Source organism: Ruegeria sp. BHSA123 (assembly GCF_059613425.1).
Genome location: NZ_JBXWSL010000001.1, coordinates 1 through 13,170 on the forward strand (window position 1 = coordinate 1; position 13,170 = coordinate 13,170).

At 56.6% G+C, this 13,170-nt stretch carries 16 protein-coding genes and 1 tRNA gene; 10 read left to right on the forward strand and 7 right to left on the reverse strand.

Annotation, left to right across the window (positions count from 1 at the left end):
- The 6 genes from AC2FNC_RS00005 to AC2FNC_RS00030 form a co-directional block, all read right to left on the reverse strand.
- The coding region (locus tag AC2FNC_RS00005) for an ABC transporter ATP-binding protein (protein WP_496714205.1) at positions 1 to 569 on the reverse strand (569 nt) is incomplete at its 3' end.
- Positions 566 to 1,663, reverse strand: a complete 1,098-nt coding sequence (locus AC2FNC_RS00010; protein WP_496714207.1) for a branched-chain amino acid ABC transporter permease — start codon at positions 1,661 to 1,663, stop codon at positions 566 to 568. The genes AC2FNC_RS00005 and AC2FNC_RS00010, both read right to left, overlap by 4 nt.
- A gap of 3 nt (positions 1,664 to 1,666) precedes the next feature.
- The gene (locus tag AC2FNC_RS00015; protein WP_480472718.1) at positions 1,667 to 2,542 is read right to left on the reverse strand and encodes a branched-chain amino acid ABC transporter permease; all 876 of its coding nucleotides are present in this window, start codon (positions 2,540 to 2,542) and stop codon (positions 1,667 to 1,669) included.
- A gap of 75 nt (positions 2,543 to 2,617) precedes the next feature.
- On the reverse strand, positions 2,618 to 3,646 hold the full coding sequence (locus AC2FNC_RS00020; RefSeq protein WP_496714208.1) for an alcohol dehydrogenase catalytic domain-containing protein: 1,029 nt from the start codon (positions 3,644 to 3,646) through the stop codon (positions 2,618 to 2,620).
- A gap of 208 nt (positions 3,647 to 3,854) precedes the next feature.
- Entirely contained in the window at positions 3,855 to 4,409 is a 555-nt protein-coding gene (locus tag AC2FNC_RS00025; RefSeq protein WP_496714210.1) for a hypothetical protein, read from the reverse strand.
- Between the two features lie 249 nt (positions 4,410 to 4,658).
- Positions 4,659 to 4,748 (reverse strand) — tRNA-Ser (locus AC2FNC_RS00030).
- A gap of 123 nt (positions 4,749 to 4,871) precedes the next feature.
- Here AC2FNC_RS00030 and AC2FNC_RS00035 point away from each other — a divergent pair.
- From AC2FNC_RS00035 to AC2FNC_RS00075, 9 genes are all read left to right on the forward strand, one after another.
- Positions 4,872 to 5,714, forward strand: a complete 843-nt coding sequence (locus tag AC2FNC_RS00035; protein ID WP_496714372.1) for a DUF2059 domain-containing protein — start codon at positions 4,872 to 4,874, stop codon at positions 5,712 to 5,714.
- Positions 5,714 to 6,517: a DUF2059 domain-containing protein gene (locus AC2FNC_RS00040; RefSeq protein WP_480472726.1), complete on the forward strand. Its 804-nt coding sequence runs from the start codon at positions 5,714 to 5,716 to the stop codon at positions 6,515 to 6,517. The genes AC2FNC_RS00035 and AC2FNC_RS00040 overlap by 1 nt, the downstream gene beginning before the upstream one ends.
- Before the next feature lie 220 nt (positions 6,518 to 6,737).
- Complete coding sequence (locus AC2FNC_RS00045) at positions 6,738 to 7,349, forward strand: 50S ribosomal protein L21 (RefSeq protein ID WP_496714212.1); 612 nt, start codon at positions 6,738 to 6,740, stop codon at positions 7,347 to 7,349.
- Positions 7,350 to 7,360: 11 nt separating this feature from the next.
- A complete protein-coding gene (rpmA, locus tag AC2FNC_RS00050) occupies positions 7,361 to 7,630 on the forward strand; it encodes a 50S ribosomal protein L27 (RefSeq protein WP_050602452.1) in 270 nt (89 codons plus the stop codon).
- A 95-nt stretch (positions 7,631 to 7,725) separates the two neighbouring features.
- Positions 7,726 to 8,334 (forward strand): LysE family translocator, encoded by a 609-nt coding sequence (locus AC2FNC_RS00055; RefSeq protein WP_480472730.1) that lies wholly within the window; start codon positions 7,726 to 7,728, stop codon positions 8,332 to 8,334.
- Entirely contained in the window at positions 8,331 to 8,867 is a 537-nt protein-coding gene (locus AC2FNC_RS00060) for a GNAT family N-acetyltransferase (protein WP_480472732.1), read from the forward strand. The genes AC2FNC_RS00055 and AC2FNC_RS00060 overlap by 4 nt, the downstream gene beginning before the upstream one ends.
- A gap of 37 nt (positions 8,868 to 8,904) precedes the next feature.
- Complete coding sequence (obgE, locus tag AC2FNC_RS00065) at positions 8,905 to 9,939, forward strand: GTPase ObgE (protein ID WP_209596239.1); 1,035 nt, start codon at positions 8,905 to 8,907, stop codon at positions 9,937 to 9,939.
- Positions 9,927 to 11,033: a glutamate 5-kinase gene (proB, locus tag AC2FNC_RS00070; RefSeq protein WP_480472734.1), complete on the forward strand. Its 1,107-nt coding sequence runs from the start codon at positions 9,927 to 9,929 to the stop codon at positions 11,031 to 11,033. Before obgE ends, proB begins: the two co-directional genes overlap by 13 nt.
- Before the next feature lie 32 nt (positions 11,034 to 11,065).
- Positions 11,066 to 12,328, forward strand: a complete 1,263-nt coding sequence (locus tag AC2FNC_RS00075) for a glutamate-5-semialdehyde dehydrogenase (protein ID WP_480517004.1) — start codon at positions 11,066 to 11,068, stop codon at positions 12,326 to 12,328.
- Here the strand turns inward: AC2FNC_RS00075 and AC2FNC_RS00080 are convergent.
- Entirely contained in the window at positions 12,325 to 12,921 is a 597-nt protein-coding gene (locus AC2FNC_RS00080) for a histidine phosphotransferase family protein (protein ID WP_496714215.1), read from the reverse strand. The genes AC2FNC_RS00075 and AC2FNC_RS00080 overlap by 4 nt on opposite strands.
- 42 nt (positions 12,922 to 12,963) lie before the next feature.
- On the opposite strand from AC2FNC_RS00080, the gene AC2FNC_RS00085 reads away from it, so the two are divergent.
- Complete coding sequence (locus tag AC2FNC_RS00085) at positions 12,964 to 13,146, forward strand: DUF3553 domain-containing protein (protein WP_050602459.1); 183 nt, start codon at positions 12,964 to 12,966, stop codon at positions 13,144 to 13,146.
- Positions 13,147 to 13,170: the final 24 nt, after the last annotated feature.

Sequence of the window (13,170 nt, forward strand, 5' to 3'; positions counted from 1 at the left end):
ATATCGGTCGTCTCTTCCACCGACAGTCCCGAGGCTGGTTCATCCATCAACAGCAGCTTGGGATCGGTCGCCAGGGCACGTGCCACTTCGACCACTTTGCGTACGCCATAAGGCAGCCCTGAAATCATCTTGTCGCGATAGGCCTGCAGGTCGAGGAAATCGATGATCTGTTCGACTTTTTCCCGGCTCTCCAACTCTTGCCGTCGGACCGCAGGGGTGAACAAAAGTTCTGAAATCAAGTTCGTTGTCCGATGCCTGTGTCTTCCGACCAGTAGATTTTGCAGGACAGTTGCGTGTTCGAACAGCTCGATATTCTGGAAGGTTCGCGCCACCCCAAAGGCAGCCACGCCAGACGGTTTAACCTGAAGCAGATCGTGACCATCAAACCGGATCGACCCTGAAAACGGTTCGTAAAAGCGCGAGATCAGATTGAAGACCGTCGATTTGCCCGCGCCATTCGGCCCGACTATGGCAAAGACTTCGCCCTGCTGAACCTCGAAGGACAAGTTGTCCACGGCTGTCAGACCACCAAATTTCAGGGTAACGTTTTCAAATTCCAGCAAGCTCATCTCAGACGCTCCGTCTTGAGATAGGATTTCTGCCGTTTGAACATGTCCTTGCGATAGAAAGGAAACAGTTCGAACCAGGTGCGGATTTTCAGCCAACGGCCATAGATGCCCATGGGTTCGAAAAGGATGAAGCCGATCAGGATCATGCCAAAGATGCCGAACTCCAGCCCCGGAATGGCAACGGTGTTTCCGCCGATGATCGCGCCGACATATTCCTTTGAAATCGATAGAAACTGCGGCAAAAATCCGATAACAATCGCGCCCAGAAACGCGCCATGAATCGAGCCCAGCCCGCCTATAACGATCATCATCAGCAATTGGATCGAGATCAGGACGCTGAAGGTTTCGTTGTTAAACGCACCAGCAAACAGCCCCATCAACGCGCCGGCCCAACCTGTAACCGCACAGGACAGGGCAAACGAAATCATCTTTGTTCGCGCGATATCGATACCCATTGCCTGTGCCGAAACCTCGGAGTCGCGCACGGCGATGAAGCTGCGTCCCAAAGGGGCACGCAGCAGGTTTACGTAACCCAACGTGACCAGAATGGTGACAGACAGAACCAGCCAGAAAAAAAGATCAGGCGTCCCCCAGCGATCAACCGTAAGGCCAAAGACCTCGACCCCGCCGATATATTTACCCGCGACACCACCAGTGATCGGCTCGGACAGAACAATGATGTCATCCATCAGGATGGACAGCGCCATTGTAAAGATCGCCAGGTAGATACCATGAAGCCTCAGGGCAGGGACTGCGACGGTCACGCCCGCGATCCCGGTCAGAATTCCGGCCAGCGGAAACGCAACCAGAAAAGGCACGCCTGCCTCAATCAGGGCCACGTTGGCGTAACAGCCGAAGGCCAGAAAGGCCGCATGGCCCAGACTGACTTGCCCTGTATGTCCGGTCAGGACCATCAGACCCAAACCGGCAATGGCCCAGATCAGAACGTTTGTCAGTTCACCCAGATAGAAATCGTCCAGCGCGAAAGGCGCAGCCGCGACGACAAACAGAAGAAGCAGATATAGGCGCAACTGGAACCCGTCTTTCCAGGGGCGGATATCCTGCATGTAATCGGTTTTGAAAACGATCCGCATGGCTCAGACTTTTTTGACCCGGACCTGACTGAACAGCCCGTTTGGTCGGAAGATCAGGACGGCAAGCAGCAAAGCGTATGGCGCGACCTGGCTGTAGCCTGCCGCGATGTACCGGCTGGCGAATGGCTCGATAACGCCTACAATCAGCCCTCCGGCCAATGCACCCGGCAAACTGCCGAACCCGCCGATCACGGCGGCGGCAAAAGCCTTGATGCCCAGCAATCCGGTTGTCGGATCCACAGCACCTTTTGCAGCAAAGAGAATTCCGGCAATTCCCGCAACACTTCCGGCCAGAGCCCAGACCCATCCCTGAACACGCCTGACGGGAATGCCCATGTAATATGCTGCCAGCTGGTTTTGCGAGGCGCCCTGCATCGCCAGCCCCATTTTGGTGCGGCTAAAGAAAACATAGAGTGCCCATGTCAGCAGCACCGTGACGACGATTATCGCGACATCTTCCATCCCCAGCACAAGACCGCCCATACGCACTTCTTTGCCCGCAAGCGGGTTTTGCAGTGTTTGCGGCTCGTGCCCCCAGATCAGACCGGCAATGAAACGGATCACAAAGCCCAAAGCAATGGTCAGTATGACAACGGCGGTCTGGCTTTCACCAAACAGGCGGCGAATGATCAGGCGATCCAGAAGATAACCGAGCGCGGCCATTATTCCCAATGATACCGGCAGAGCGAGCCAGAACGGCAACCCCATATATTCGGTATTTGTCAGGCCGATGGTCACAAATGCGCCCAGCATCATGAAATCGCCCTGCGCAAAGTTAACCGCTTCGGTAGCCTTGTAGATCAGAACAAAGCCAAGCGCGATCAGGCCGTAGACACACCCGTTCGCCAGCCCGCTAATCAGCAGCTGCGCGTTATCCACACTGTCCTCCCTCCACCGGTGTTCCAGCGTCTTGTTCCGCCCGCGTATATCCTCCGGTAACGCAGGTGAGTTCTACTATGGGGTGATAATCACCTTTCCGTCACTCTTTTTCAGCGCGTCAGCCAGATTCGGCACAAGATTTTCAAGCGTAAGGTGTTCGGAAACATCCGTTTTCCAGCGACCATCGGCAAAGCGGGCCTGAACTTCGGCCACAACCCGCACCTGGTCAGCGGGCGGCGTCGACATCATCCATTGCGTCAGCCAGAAACCTTCGATCCGTTTGCCCATGAAGATCAGCTGACCTGTCTGAGAAAGCGTTGGCGCTTGGGTCGAAAGTTTGCCGTAGCTGACCCAGCGCGCCCGGTTTGGCATGGTGCAGAACAGTTTCTCGGACAGTTGATCCGTCACCGCATCAAGGAAGACCCGAGGTTTCAGCGTGGCGCTTATCGCGGCAAACTTCTCGACGACTTCAGGATCGGACGTCACAAGCACTTCGGCTGCTCCAAGACTTTTCAGCATTTCGACTGTCTCGGCCCGGCGCACCAGCGCGATGGGTTTCAACCCCAGATCACGCCCGAGGCTGCACATCAGTTTTCCCAACTGGCTGGACGCAGCGGATATCACAAATGCATCGCCGTCTTCCCTTGCCATGTCCACCATCGTCATCGCGGTAAGCGGGTTGACGATTTGCGCGGCCCCGTCATCATCTGAAATATCCGGACGCAAGGGGATGCACATTTGCATCTGCGTCACTATGTATTCCGCCCAGGCACCGGATCCAGCGGCCACGAAAGCGACACGCAGCCCCTTCAGCGCCTCGGCACCTTTTCCGGTTGCAACGACGTCGCCACAGCCTTCGAATCCGGCCGCGGCACCTTTGACACGCGGCTGGCCATATTCACCCTTGATAAAGTGGAGGTCGGACGGATTGACCGACGACGCGCGCAGGCGGATCAATACCTGACCGGGGCCGGGATTGGGAACGGGCAGTTCCGCTGCTTCAAGCCAATCAGCCGCATCCTCGATGACTGGTCCGGTCGAAGTGTCCGAGTACCCGCCGTGTTTCAGGATAGCAGCTTTCATTGTTTTGGGCAGGTCAGTCATGGGATCATCCTCTAGATGGCGTGTTCAAAGCGCACACTTGTCTAAACAGGAAACTGCCGACTGGTGACATTGAGCGCGGATATCGTGTCGGAGCAGCCAATCAAATGCCGCACACTGGGTCAATTCAGAGAAACGATAACGTAAGGGCACGCCCGAAAAATAGGCGTGAGGGGTAGGGGGCGGGAACGGGCTACCGGCCCCTTCTTTGTTATTGCTGCGTCAACAGCGCGGTCAGTTCCTGAATCTTCAAGGCGATGGTTTCATGCGACTCTTTAATGTCATCTACGATCTTGATCGCCTGTTCTTTCAGATCCGTGGCCAATGTGCTGTCCTGAATCGAGGTCATGATGCCTTCATAGTCGAAATTGGTGGGATCCAGCTTGCCTTCCTGAATCCAGGAGTCCAGCAATTCCTGTCCCTGACCCGCCAGCGCCGCCACCTGATCACCGGCTTGCTGTGCTGCCTCGGATGCTTGTTCCGCGACAGAAGAAGCCGCCTCGCTGGCTTGATCGGCAACCGACGACACGGCTTCCTGAGCCTGTTCGGTCAAGGATGAAGCTGCCTCGCTGGCCTGTTCTGTTGCGTCTTCAAGCGCGTCAGTCGCAGCTTCCTGAGCAGTTGCCGCGGCATCAGCCACTGCATCGCCCGCCTCCTGCGTTGCGGATTGCACTTGTTCAGCCGGGGTTTGTTCGGACTGGTTGAGATAGTAGTAACCACCAACACCGACAGCGGCGATGATGAGGAGGATGAGAATACGCGACATGTGTGTCTCCTTTGGAAAATGTGTCGCCGGGATGCGTTAAATGTAGCGGATATACAAAGGGGAATTCCTGTGAATTCTCAGCAGAATAGAGGTTTGAGCCGGGCTACGCTGATTGCACCCGATTTCACGGCAAGAACACACCGGGTGACCTAAGCCACTACAGTTTCTGACAACGGACCACTTGCAATTTTGCTGAGAACCCAGATCCGACCGGAAGACGTTTTCTAACGGCTTTCGATATTGGAATTGTGGCGGAGAGACAGGGATTCGAACCCTGGGTGGGCTTGCACCCACAACGGTTTTCGAGACCGCCCCGTTCGACCACTCCGGCACCTCTCCGCGGGGGTCTGTGAGGGGGGGATTTAGTCAGGAACGAACGGGGGTGCAAGCAGAAAATTCCGGAAATCGTGAATGCCGGGATTTTCCGTTGCCTGCCAGCGTAAAACACCTACTCTGATTGCTATGACACAGTTTGCACACCGCATCGCCATTTGGTTTCTCGCCCCGCTTCTGGCACTTGTTCTGGTTCCCCTGGAGCTTTCCGCAGCGAACCGAGATCGGATCGAGGCTTTTCTGACCACAACCGGGTTTGACGTGGCTCTTGAAAGCATCGCCCTTAGCTCACGGTCCGCGCCGCAGATGTTGGGTGTTGACCCAGAGGGGTTCGGCTCGGACTGGACCCGTTTGACGGACGAGGTTTTTGAAGTCGATGCAATGCACGACACCGCTGTTTCCATTCTGGAGCAGACCCTAAGCGACGAGGCCCTGGCACACGCTGTCGAGTTTTACGCGTCTGATCTGGGGCAACGTCTGGTCGAGGCCGAGAATGCCTCACACATGCAAGAAGACGATGACGTCAAGCAATTGGCAGGTCAAAGGATTATCTCTGACCTGATCAAGAGCGGTTCGAAACGGGTCGAAAGTTTTAAACGCATGAACAACGCGATTGATTCCACAGGCACGGCACTGCGTGCCTTGCAGGAAATTCAGGTGCGTTTCCTTCTGGCGGCCAGCGCATCGGGGGTCATCGAGCTGCAGTTGGGCGGGGATGAACTGCGCGAATTGATGAAGCAAAATGAACCGGCAATGCGCCAGTCGCTGCAACTGTCTAATCTGGCCGGTGCGGCTTACACCTATCAAGGTTTTTCCGACGCTGATTTGGATACATATGTTGACGCGCTGGAACAGCCGCTGATGCAGGAAGTCTACGAGCTGTTGAACGCCATCCAATATGAGATCATGGCCATGAGGTTCGAGGTTCTTGCCGCACGGATGGCCGAATTGCACCCGGCACAGGACATTTGATGCAGCGCGTAGTTCTGGCATTTGTGGTCGCTCTGAGTTGGGCACTGCCGCTGTATGCCGATGGAAAAGTCGACCGACTGGCAAAAGCCATGCGTCTGACGCAGGTGATGGAAATCCTTGTTCACGAGGGGCAGGGCCATCGCGAGACTCTTGATGATACCTTTTTGGACAACAAGGGCGGCGCTTATTTCGAGGCGCAGGTCAATCGTATCTACGATCCCCTTTGGATGCGGAAACATTTGACGGACGCCTTCGTGGCGGGCATGTCCGATGTTCAGCTTGATCAGGCCATCTTGTTTTTTGAAAGCGATCTTGGCCAGACCATCGTAACGCTGGAAAATTCGGCCCGGCGCGCCATGTCGGATCAGGCAATCGAAGACATGGCCCGAGAAGCCTATAAATCCGCAGAACGCAGCACCGCTCAGTTCGCTTTGGTCAAGGAATATATCGAGGCAAATAACCTGATTGAAAAGAATGTTCAGGGGGCATTGACGTCAGACTACAGCTTCTTTCGGGGTCTTGATGTTGATGCGCGGACCGACGATCAGGAACTGCTGGCCGAGCTTTTGTTGCAGAAGGACAGTCGGAGCGAGGACACCGAAGAGTGGCTTTTCTCGTTTCTTCTTATGGCCTACCGCCCGTTGGACGAGGCTCAGATGCGCGAAAATATCGCGTTTTCAAGAACCGAAACGGGACGGGCCCTGAATGACGCCGTGTTTGACGGCTTTGACCGCATGTTCAATGATATTTCCTATCGCCTGGGGCAGGCGGTTGCACAGGCGCTGAGGGCGTCTGATCTTTAACGCCGCTTTGGTGTTGACTTTTACCTGCATTCTATGGATAAGCGCGCATCCCGGCCGGTTTTCCGCGCCGGGTATCGTTATTATATGGCCTGCATGACATTGTCAGGGGTCATTCACACAGCCCGAAAAGGGCGCGCTGTTCGAGGTGGCTTTCAAGTTTCTTGGGGCCAAAACACCCGCAAAGGGGACCACAGAACGCGGGTTAGAAAAGGAAAGACGCATGTTTGCGGTCCTCAAGACTGGCGGCAAGCAGTACAAGGTTCAGGCGGGCGATATCCTCCGCGTTGAAAAGCTGGCTGCCGACGCAGGTGAAAAAGTTCAATTCAACGATGTTCTGATGCTGGGCGGTGACGCTCCGGTTGTTGGCGCACCATTCGTTGCAGGCGCAGGCGTTCAGGCCGAAGTGATCGAACAGATCAAAGGTGACAAGGTCATCAAGTTCGTCAAGCGCCGTCGTAAGCACAGCTCGAAGCGTACCGTTGGCCACCGTCAGAAACTGACACTGGTCAAAATCACCGACATTCTGGCGTCGGGCGCTGACAAATCGGGCATCAAAGCCGCAACCGGTTCAGCTCCGGCTGGCGAAGCGGCACCTGCTGCAAAGCCTGCCAAGAAAGCAATAGCCAAGGCTGAAGCACCCGCTGCTGCCGCTGCTGACGATCTGACCCAACTGAACGGTGTCGGCCCTGCCGCCGCCAAGAAGCTGGTTGAGGCCGGCATCGCGAGCTTTGCCGCTCTGGCCGCCTTGTCGGATGAGCAGATTGCTGCTATCGAAACGGTCAAAGTGAAACCCGAATGGGTTGAGCAAGCCAAAGAATTGGCTAAAGGCTAAGGAGAGAGAGAATGGCACATAAAAAAGCTGGCGGTTCCTCCCGTAACGGTCGCGACTCAGCTGGTCGTCGCCTTGGCGTAAAACTGTATGGTGGCCAGGCCGCTATCGCAGGCAACATCATCGTGCGTCAGCGCGGCACCAAGTTCTGGCCGGGCGAAGGCGTAGGCATTGGCAAAGATCACACCATCTTTGCAACTGTCGATGGCGCCGTGAAGTTCCACAAGGGACTTAAAAACCGCACCTTTATTTCGGTCCTGCCAGTGGCGGAGGCCGCAGAGTAAGCCGAGACCCAGAAGGTTTAAGAAAATTCATGGGGGACCGGCACAAAGTGCCGGTCCCCTTTCTCGTTTTAACGCAGTCGTGATCGAAAGAACCAATGACAGTCGCAACCACCAGTTTCCTGATATTTGCCGCCTCTCAGGTCGGCACGCCAGGGCCGGCCAACATGGTCCTGCTGGGAACAGGTGCGCGCTATGGGTTTCGCGCCGCATTGCCTTTTGTGGCCGGTGTCGTGCTTGGCAAGCAGCTGATTATCTGGCCCGTAGGCTTTGGCCTGCTGCAACTGGCGGAACAGGTTCCGACAGTCTTCGCGGCGCTGAAATATGCTTCGGCTGCATATATTTGCTGGCTGGCGTGGAAGATCGCGAATTTGCGATTGTCGCGCGAAAATGCGGTCGGTGATGTTCCGGGATTCTGGGCGGGGTTGATCGTGCATCCGCTGAACCCAAAAGCCTGGGCCATGATTGTTGCGGGTTTTACCGGCTTTGTCGCGGCGGGGACGTCCAGCTTTGATGCAACGCTCACGATCGCTCTTAGTTTGTTGATCTGCCAGATCGTTTTGCACCCGATTTGGACTTTTGCCGGGGATAGAATCGCGCATGCGGTTGAAGGTCGCCCGGCGGAAAAATATCTGATGTGGACGTTGGCGGGTCTTACGGTCGCGTCCGTACTATTCGTGTTGTTCGGAGGAGGAACACACCAATGAAGCTTGAGACAATAATTAATCAGCCGGTCATTGAAACCGAGCGGTTCGATCTGCGCCCCCTGCGCCGGTCGGACATGGGCCTTATCGAGCATTATGCAGGTGATGAGCGCGTGGCGCGGATGACCACCAGTATTGCACATCCACTGGCCCCCGGATCGATCGAAGCCTTTGTAACCCGTTCGATGGCCGACAACCGGGATGAAGACGTCTGGGTCATGGATGCCACCAAGGACGGAGGTCCGGAACTGATCGGTGTGATTTCGCTGAAACGACTTGACCGGAATCAGTCCGAAGTCGGCTATTGGGTCGCGCCGATCTATTGGAACACGGGCATTGCCTCGATGGCTGTCGAAGCACTTGTTAACGCCAACCCGCTGGAGAACGCGACGATGTTCGCCAGTGTGTTTCAGGATAATCCGGCCTCGGCCCGGGTCCTGACCCATTGTGGGTTCCAGTATCTGGGCGATGCGGAAAGCTATTCGGTGGCACGCGATGCGAATGTGCCCACCTGGACATACAGTAAAAAACTCTGACTTGTGGCCGATGGGGCCTTTGCAGTAGGGGACACACATGAAATTTCTCGATCTCGCAAAGGTCTACATCCGGTCCGGGGCCGGCGGTAGCGGCTGCGTCAGCTTCAGACGCGAAAAGTTTATAGAATACGGCGGCCCCGATGGCGGGGACGGCGGCAAAGGCGGGTCTGTCTGGGCCGAAGTTGTGGATGGGCTGAACACCCTGATCGACTTCCGCTATCAGCAGCACTTCTTCGCCAAAAACGGGCAACCGGGCCGGGGGCAGCAACGCACCGGCAAGGATGGGGACGATATCGTTCTGCGTGTGCCGGTTGGCACTGAAATCCTGGACGAAGACGAAGAAACCGTCATCTGCGACCTGACCGAAGTCGGGCAACGTGTTCTGCTGGCCAAGGGCGGCAATGGCGGGTTTGGCAACCTGCATTTCAAATCTGCCACAAATCAGGCCCCGCGCCGCGCCAATTCGGGGCAGGCGGGGATTGACCGCACAATCTGGCTGCGGCTCAAGCTGATCGCCGATGTGGGTCTTTTGGGTATGCCGAATGCAGGCAAGTCGACCTTTCTGGCGGCCACGTCGAATGCGCGGCCCAAGATTGCCGACTATCCGTTTACCACGCTGCACCCCAATCTTGGCGTTGTCGGCGTGGACAACGTCGAATTTGTTGTGGCCGATATCCCGGGCCTGATCGAAGGTGCTCATGAAGGCCGTGGCATTGGTGACCGTTTTCTGGGTCACGTGGAACGCTGTGCCGTGTTGTTGCATCTGGTCGACGGCACCTCTGCGACGGTCGCCGATGATTACCGCACGATCATTCACGAGTTGGAAGCCTATGGCGGCGAGCTGGCTGAAAAGCCCAGGATCACTGTTCTGAACAAGATCGACGCGCTGGATGACGAAGAACGTGCCCTTGCCGTCGCAGAGCTTGAGGAGGCCGTGGGCGGCCCCGTCATGACGATGTCCGGTGTGGCGCATCTGGGTGTAACCGAAGTTCTGCGGGCGCTGCGCAGCCAGATTGACGACAACCGTGTGCGTCAGAAACCCGCTGAGGAGGCACAGCCTTGGCAACCCTGACCTCGGCACGCCGTCTGGTGGTAAAAATCGGGTCGGCTTTGCTGGTTGATCGCGACACTGGCCTGCTGCGGTCTGACTGGCTGCTGTCGTTGGCGCAAGATGTTTCCTGGCTAAAGGGGCAGGGGAAAGATGTGATCCTTGTTTCATCCGGTTCGATTGCACTTGGCCGCGGAGTATTGGGCCTGCCGATGGCGGCACTGCCTTTGGAACAGTCGCAGGCTGCTGCTGCGGTTGGGCAAATCCGGCTTGCACGCGCCTACGAAGAGGCGTTGGCACCCCATGGGATCACTACAGCGCAGGTTCTGGTGACGCTTGAAGACAGCGAAGATCGCCGCAGGTATCTGAACTCGCGCGCGACCTTGGAAACTCTGCTGGGGTTAGGCGTCGTACCGATCGTCAATGAAAACGACACGGTTGCAACGGACGAAATCCGTTATGGCGACAATGACCGCCTGGCCGCGCAAATCGCCGTGACAGTAGGGGCCGACCAACTGATTCTGCTGTCGGATGTGGATGGTTTCTATTCCGGTAATCCAAAAGAAGATTCCTCCGCGACGCGCTTCGAGACAATCGACAGGATCACACCCGAGATTGAAGCCATGGCTGGTGATGCGGGATCGGGCCTATCCAAAGGTGGGATGAAGACAAAGCTGTTGGCGGCCAAGATGGCAACCGCTGGTGGTTGCGCCATGGCAATTACTGAAGGGTCGGTTCTGAACCCTTTGAAAATGCTCGAAAACGGTGCCAATTCCACATGGTTTACTGCGACATTGGATCCACATGCAGCCCGCAAACGCTGGATTTCGGCAATGAAACCTCGGGGTGAGATCACAGTGGACGAGGGGGCGGCCAAGGCACTGGCCAATGGCAAAAGCCTGCTACCTGCCGGGATTGTGGAAGTGACCGGAGATTTCGGTCGTGGCGATCCTGTCGCCATCCTTGATCTGGAGTCCCGTCGTCTGGCTCAGGGGATCAGCCGGTATACGGCGCAGGAAGCCGATGCGATCAAGGGGCGTAAGTCTTCTGAGATTGAAGCGACGCTGGGCTATCCAGGCCGCGCAGCCCTCATCCACCGGGACGACCTGGCCCTTTAACTTTCAATAAGATGATCTGAAAGGCACGCGATATGAAAGACTTCGACAGCATTCCTGCTCTGATGGAAGATCTTGGGAAACGTGCCAAAGCCGCTTCGCGTGAACTGGCTTTCGCAACAGCTGAACGAAAGCACGCAGCGCTGATTGCAGCCGCAGATGCGGTTTGGGCCAATCGGGCACGGATCATCGCAGCCAATCAAAAAGATCTGGAATTCGGCCGCGACAAGGGTCTGAGCCCCGCAATGATGGATCGCCTGATGCTTGATGAGGCGCGTATTCAGGGCATGGTCGACGGGCTGAGAACCGTCGCAGATCAGGCCGACCCGGTGGGTGAGGTTTTGTCAGAATGGAATATGCCCACGGGCCTTAACATCCAACGCGTCCGGACACCGTTAGGGGTTATTGGCGTGATCTACGAAAGCCGACCCAACGTGACTGCGGATGCCGGGGCGCTGTGTCTGAAATCGGGCAATGCGGTAATCCTGCGCGGCGGATCCGAGAGCTTTCATTCCTCAGCCGCGATCCATGCCTGTCTGGTCGAAGGGCTGAAGGCCGCGAACCTGCCCGAAGACGCCATCCAACTGGTGCCCACACGCGACCGCGCTGCAGTGCAGGAGTTGCTGACGCTGACCGACTATGTCGACGTCATCGTTCCACGCGGTGGCAAGGGACTGGTGGGCCTTGTACAACGAGAGGCCCGTGTGCCGGTCTTTGCTCATCTCGAAGGCATCGTGCACATTTACGTCGACAAGGCTGCTGATCCGCAGAAAACGCTGGAAGTGGTACTGAATGCCAAGACCCGCCGCACTGGTATTTGCGGAGCCGCTGAATGCTTGCTGGTTCATCAGGATATCGCCGACACACTGGGGCGTGACGTCGTTGCGGCACTGGTCCAGTCAGGTGTCGAGGTTCACGCCGATGGTGTTCTCGCTGGAGAGAGTACAGTTGCTGCTACGGCGGATGACTGGGGAAAAGAGTTCCTCGACAACGTGATCGCTGCGAAGCCCGTTGCCGATATCGACGCTGCGATTGCTCATATTCAGCAATACGGCTCAAACCACACTGATTGCATCATGACCGAGGATGACGCAGCAGCAGCCCGTTTCTTTGAGCGTCTCGATAGCGCAATCTTGATGCATAATGCCTCGACCCAGTTTGCGGATGGCGGTGAATTTGGCATGGGGGCAGAAATCGGAATCGCGACGGGCAAGATGCACGCGCGCGGGCCGGTCGGGGCGGCGCAATTGACCAGTTTCAAATATCTCGTACGCGGGAACGGAACGATCCGGGCTTAAAACCGAAGTGACACGCGGGTTGCCGAGGTTTCAACGGCAATCCGCCGACCCATCGCAGCCGCCGTTTCAGGCAGCAACGCGAATTGAACGTGCGCGGGCGTGATTTTGGTGGGAAAACGACCTGTCACGACGTTCTTCCAAAGATCACCATCGACATTCAACCTGTCTGCAACCCCGGTCACGATCCACTTGTTGCCCTGATTAACGATCTCGACCGCGCCGCCAAGCGGCATGGCGCTTTCACAGCACATAAGCGCCAGAAAGGCCAGTTTGACCTGATTACGGGGCACTGGCCCGGTCAGGTTCCAATTGACCCGTATCCGCCCCGCACGCTCGATATCTTTCAGCAGTTCGGTTACTTCGGCCCGACCAAGCGGGTGATCACTGCTCGAGCCAAAGGCAACACGGAAAAAGCGAATACGTGCCCCGGCACTTCCGACGCTGCCCGAGATCAGCTCCATCTCGGGCCCCTGTACGGAGCCCACCATATCCAACAGCTCAAGCCCGTTGGTGATCGCCCCGATCGGGCTGATCAGATCATGGCAAATCCGCGAACCGATCAATTCGGCCAGGTTGACGTTGCTCTCGCCCATGCGTACCTCCGACTGTATCTGCCGCACGTCCCGGAGGCCCCTATGACAGACATGAATGCTATACTTGCACCGGGCATGTTCGTCCGCCACCCGGATTTTCCCGAATGGGGCGTCGGACAGGTTCAGTCCAACATTGCAGGCAAGATCACCGTGAACTTTCGCGAGCAGGGGAAAGTGGTGATCGACGGTACGCGCATCGCCCTGATGCCGGTCTTTGATCCGTGAAAGTGGTTTAGGAAATGTTAACAG

Excerpts from the sequence above, each read along its gene's own strand:
- AC2FNC_RS00025 (WP_496714210.1), bottom strand. The coding sequence starts at position 4,409 with ATGTCGCGTATTCTCATCCTCCTCATCATCGCCGCTGTCGGTGTTGGT.
- AC2FNC_RS00035 (WP_496714372.1), top strand. The coding sequence starts at position 4,872 with ATGACACAGTTTGCACACCGCATCGCCATTTGGTTTCTCGCCCCGCTT.
- AC2FNC_RS00055 (WP_480472730.1), top strand. The coding sequence starts at position 7,726 with ATGACAGTCGCAACCACCAGTTTCCTGATATTTGCCGCCTCTCAGGTC.
- rpmA (WP_050602452.1), top strand. The coding sequence starts at position 7,361 with ATGGCACATAAAAAAGCTGGCGGTTCCTCCCGTAACGGTCGCGACTCA.
- AC2FNC_RS00085 (WP_050602459.1), top strand. The coding sequence starts at position 12,964 with ATGACAGACATGAATGCTATACTTGCACCGGGCATGTTCGTCCGCCAC.
- AC2FNC_RS00020 (WP_496714208.1), bottom strand. The coding sequence starts at position 3,646 with ATGACTGACCTGCCCAAAACAATGAAAGCTGCTATCCTGAAACACGGC.
- AC2FNC_RS00045 (WP_496714212.1), top strand. The coding sequence starts at position 6,738 with ATGTTTGCGGTCCTCAAGACTGGCGGCAAGCAGTACAAGGTTCAGGCG.
- AC2FNC_RS00080 (WP_496714215.1), bottom strand. The coding sequence starts at position 12,921 with ATGGGCGAGAGCAACGTCAACCTGGCCGAATTGATCGGTTCGCGGATT.
- obgE (WP_209596239.1), top strand. The coding sequence starts at position 8,905 with ATGAAATTTCTCGATCTCGCAAAGGTCTACATCCGGTCCGGGGCCGGC.
- AC2FNC_RS00010 (WP_496714207.1), bottom strand. The coding sequence starts at position 1,663 with ATGCGGATCGTTTTCAAAACCGATTACATGCAGGATATCCGCCCCTGG.
- AC2FNC_RS00075 (WP_480517004.1), top strand. The coding sequence starts at position 11,066 with ATGAAAGACTTCGACAGCATTCCTGCTCTGATGGAAGATCTTGGGAAA.
- AC2FNC_RS00040 (WP_480472726.1), top strand. The coding sequence starts at position 5,714 with ATGCAGCGCGTAGTTCTGGCATTTGTGGTCGCTCTGAGTTGGGCACTG.
- AC2FNC_RS00060 (WP_480472732.1), top strand. The coding sequence starts at position 8,331 with ATGAAGCTTGAGACAATAATTAATCAGCCGGTCATTGAAACCGAGCGG.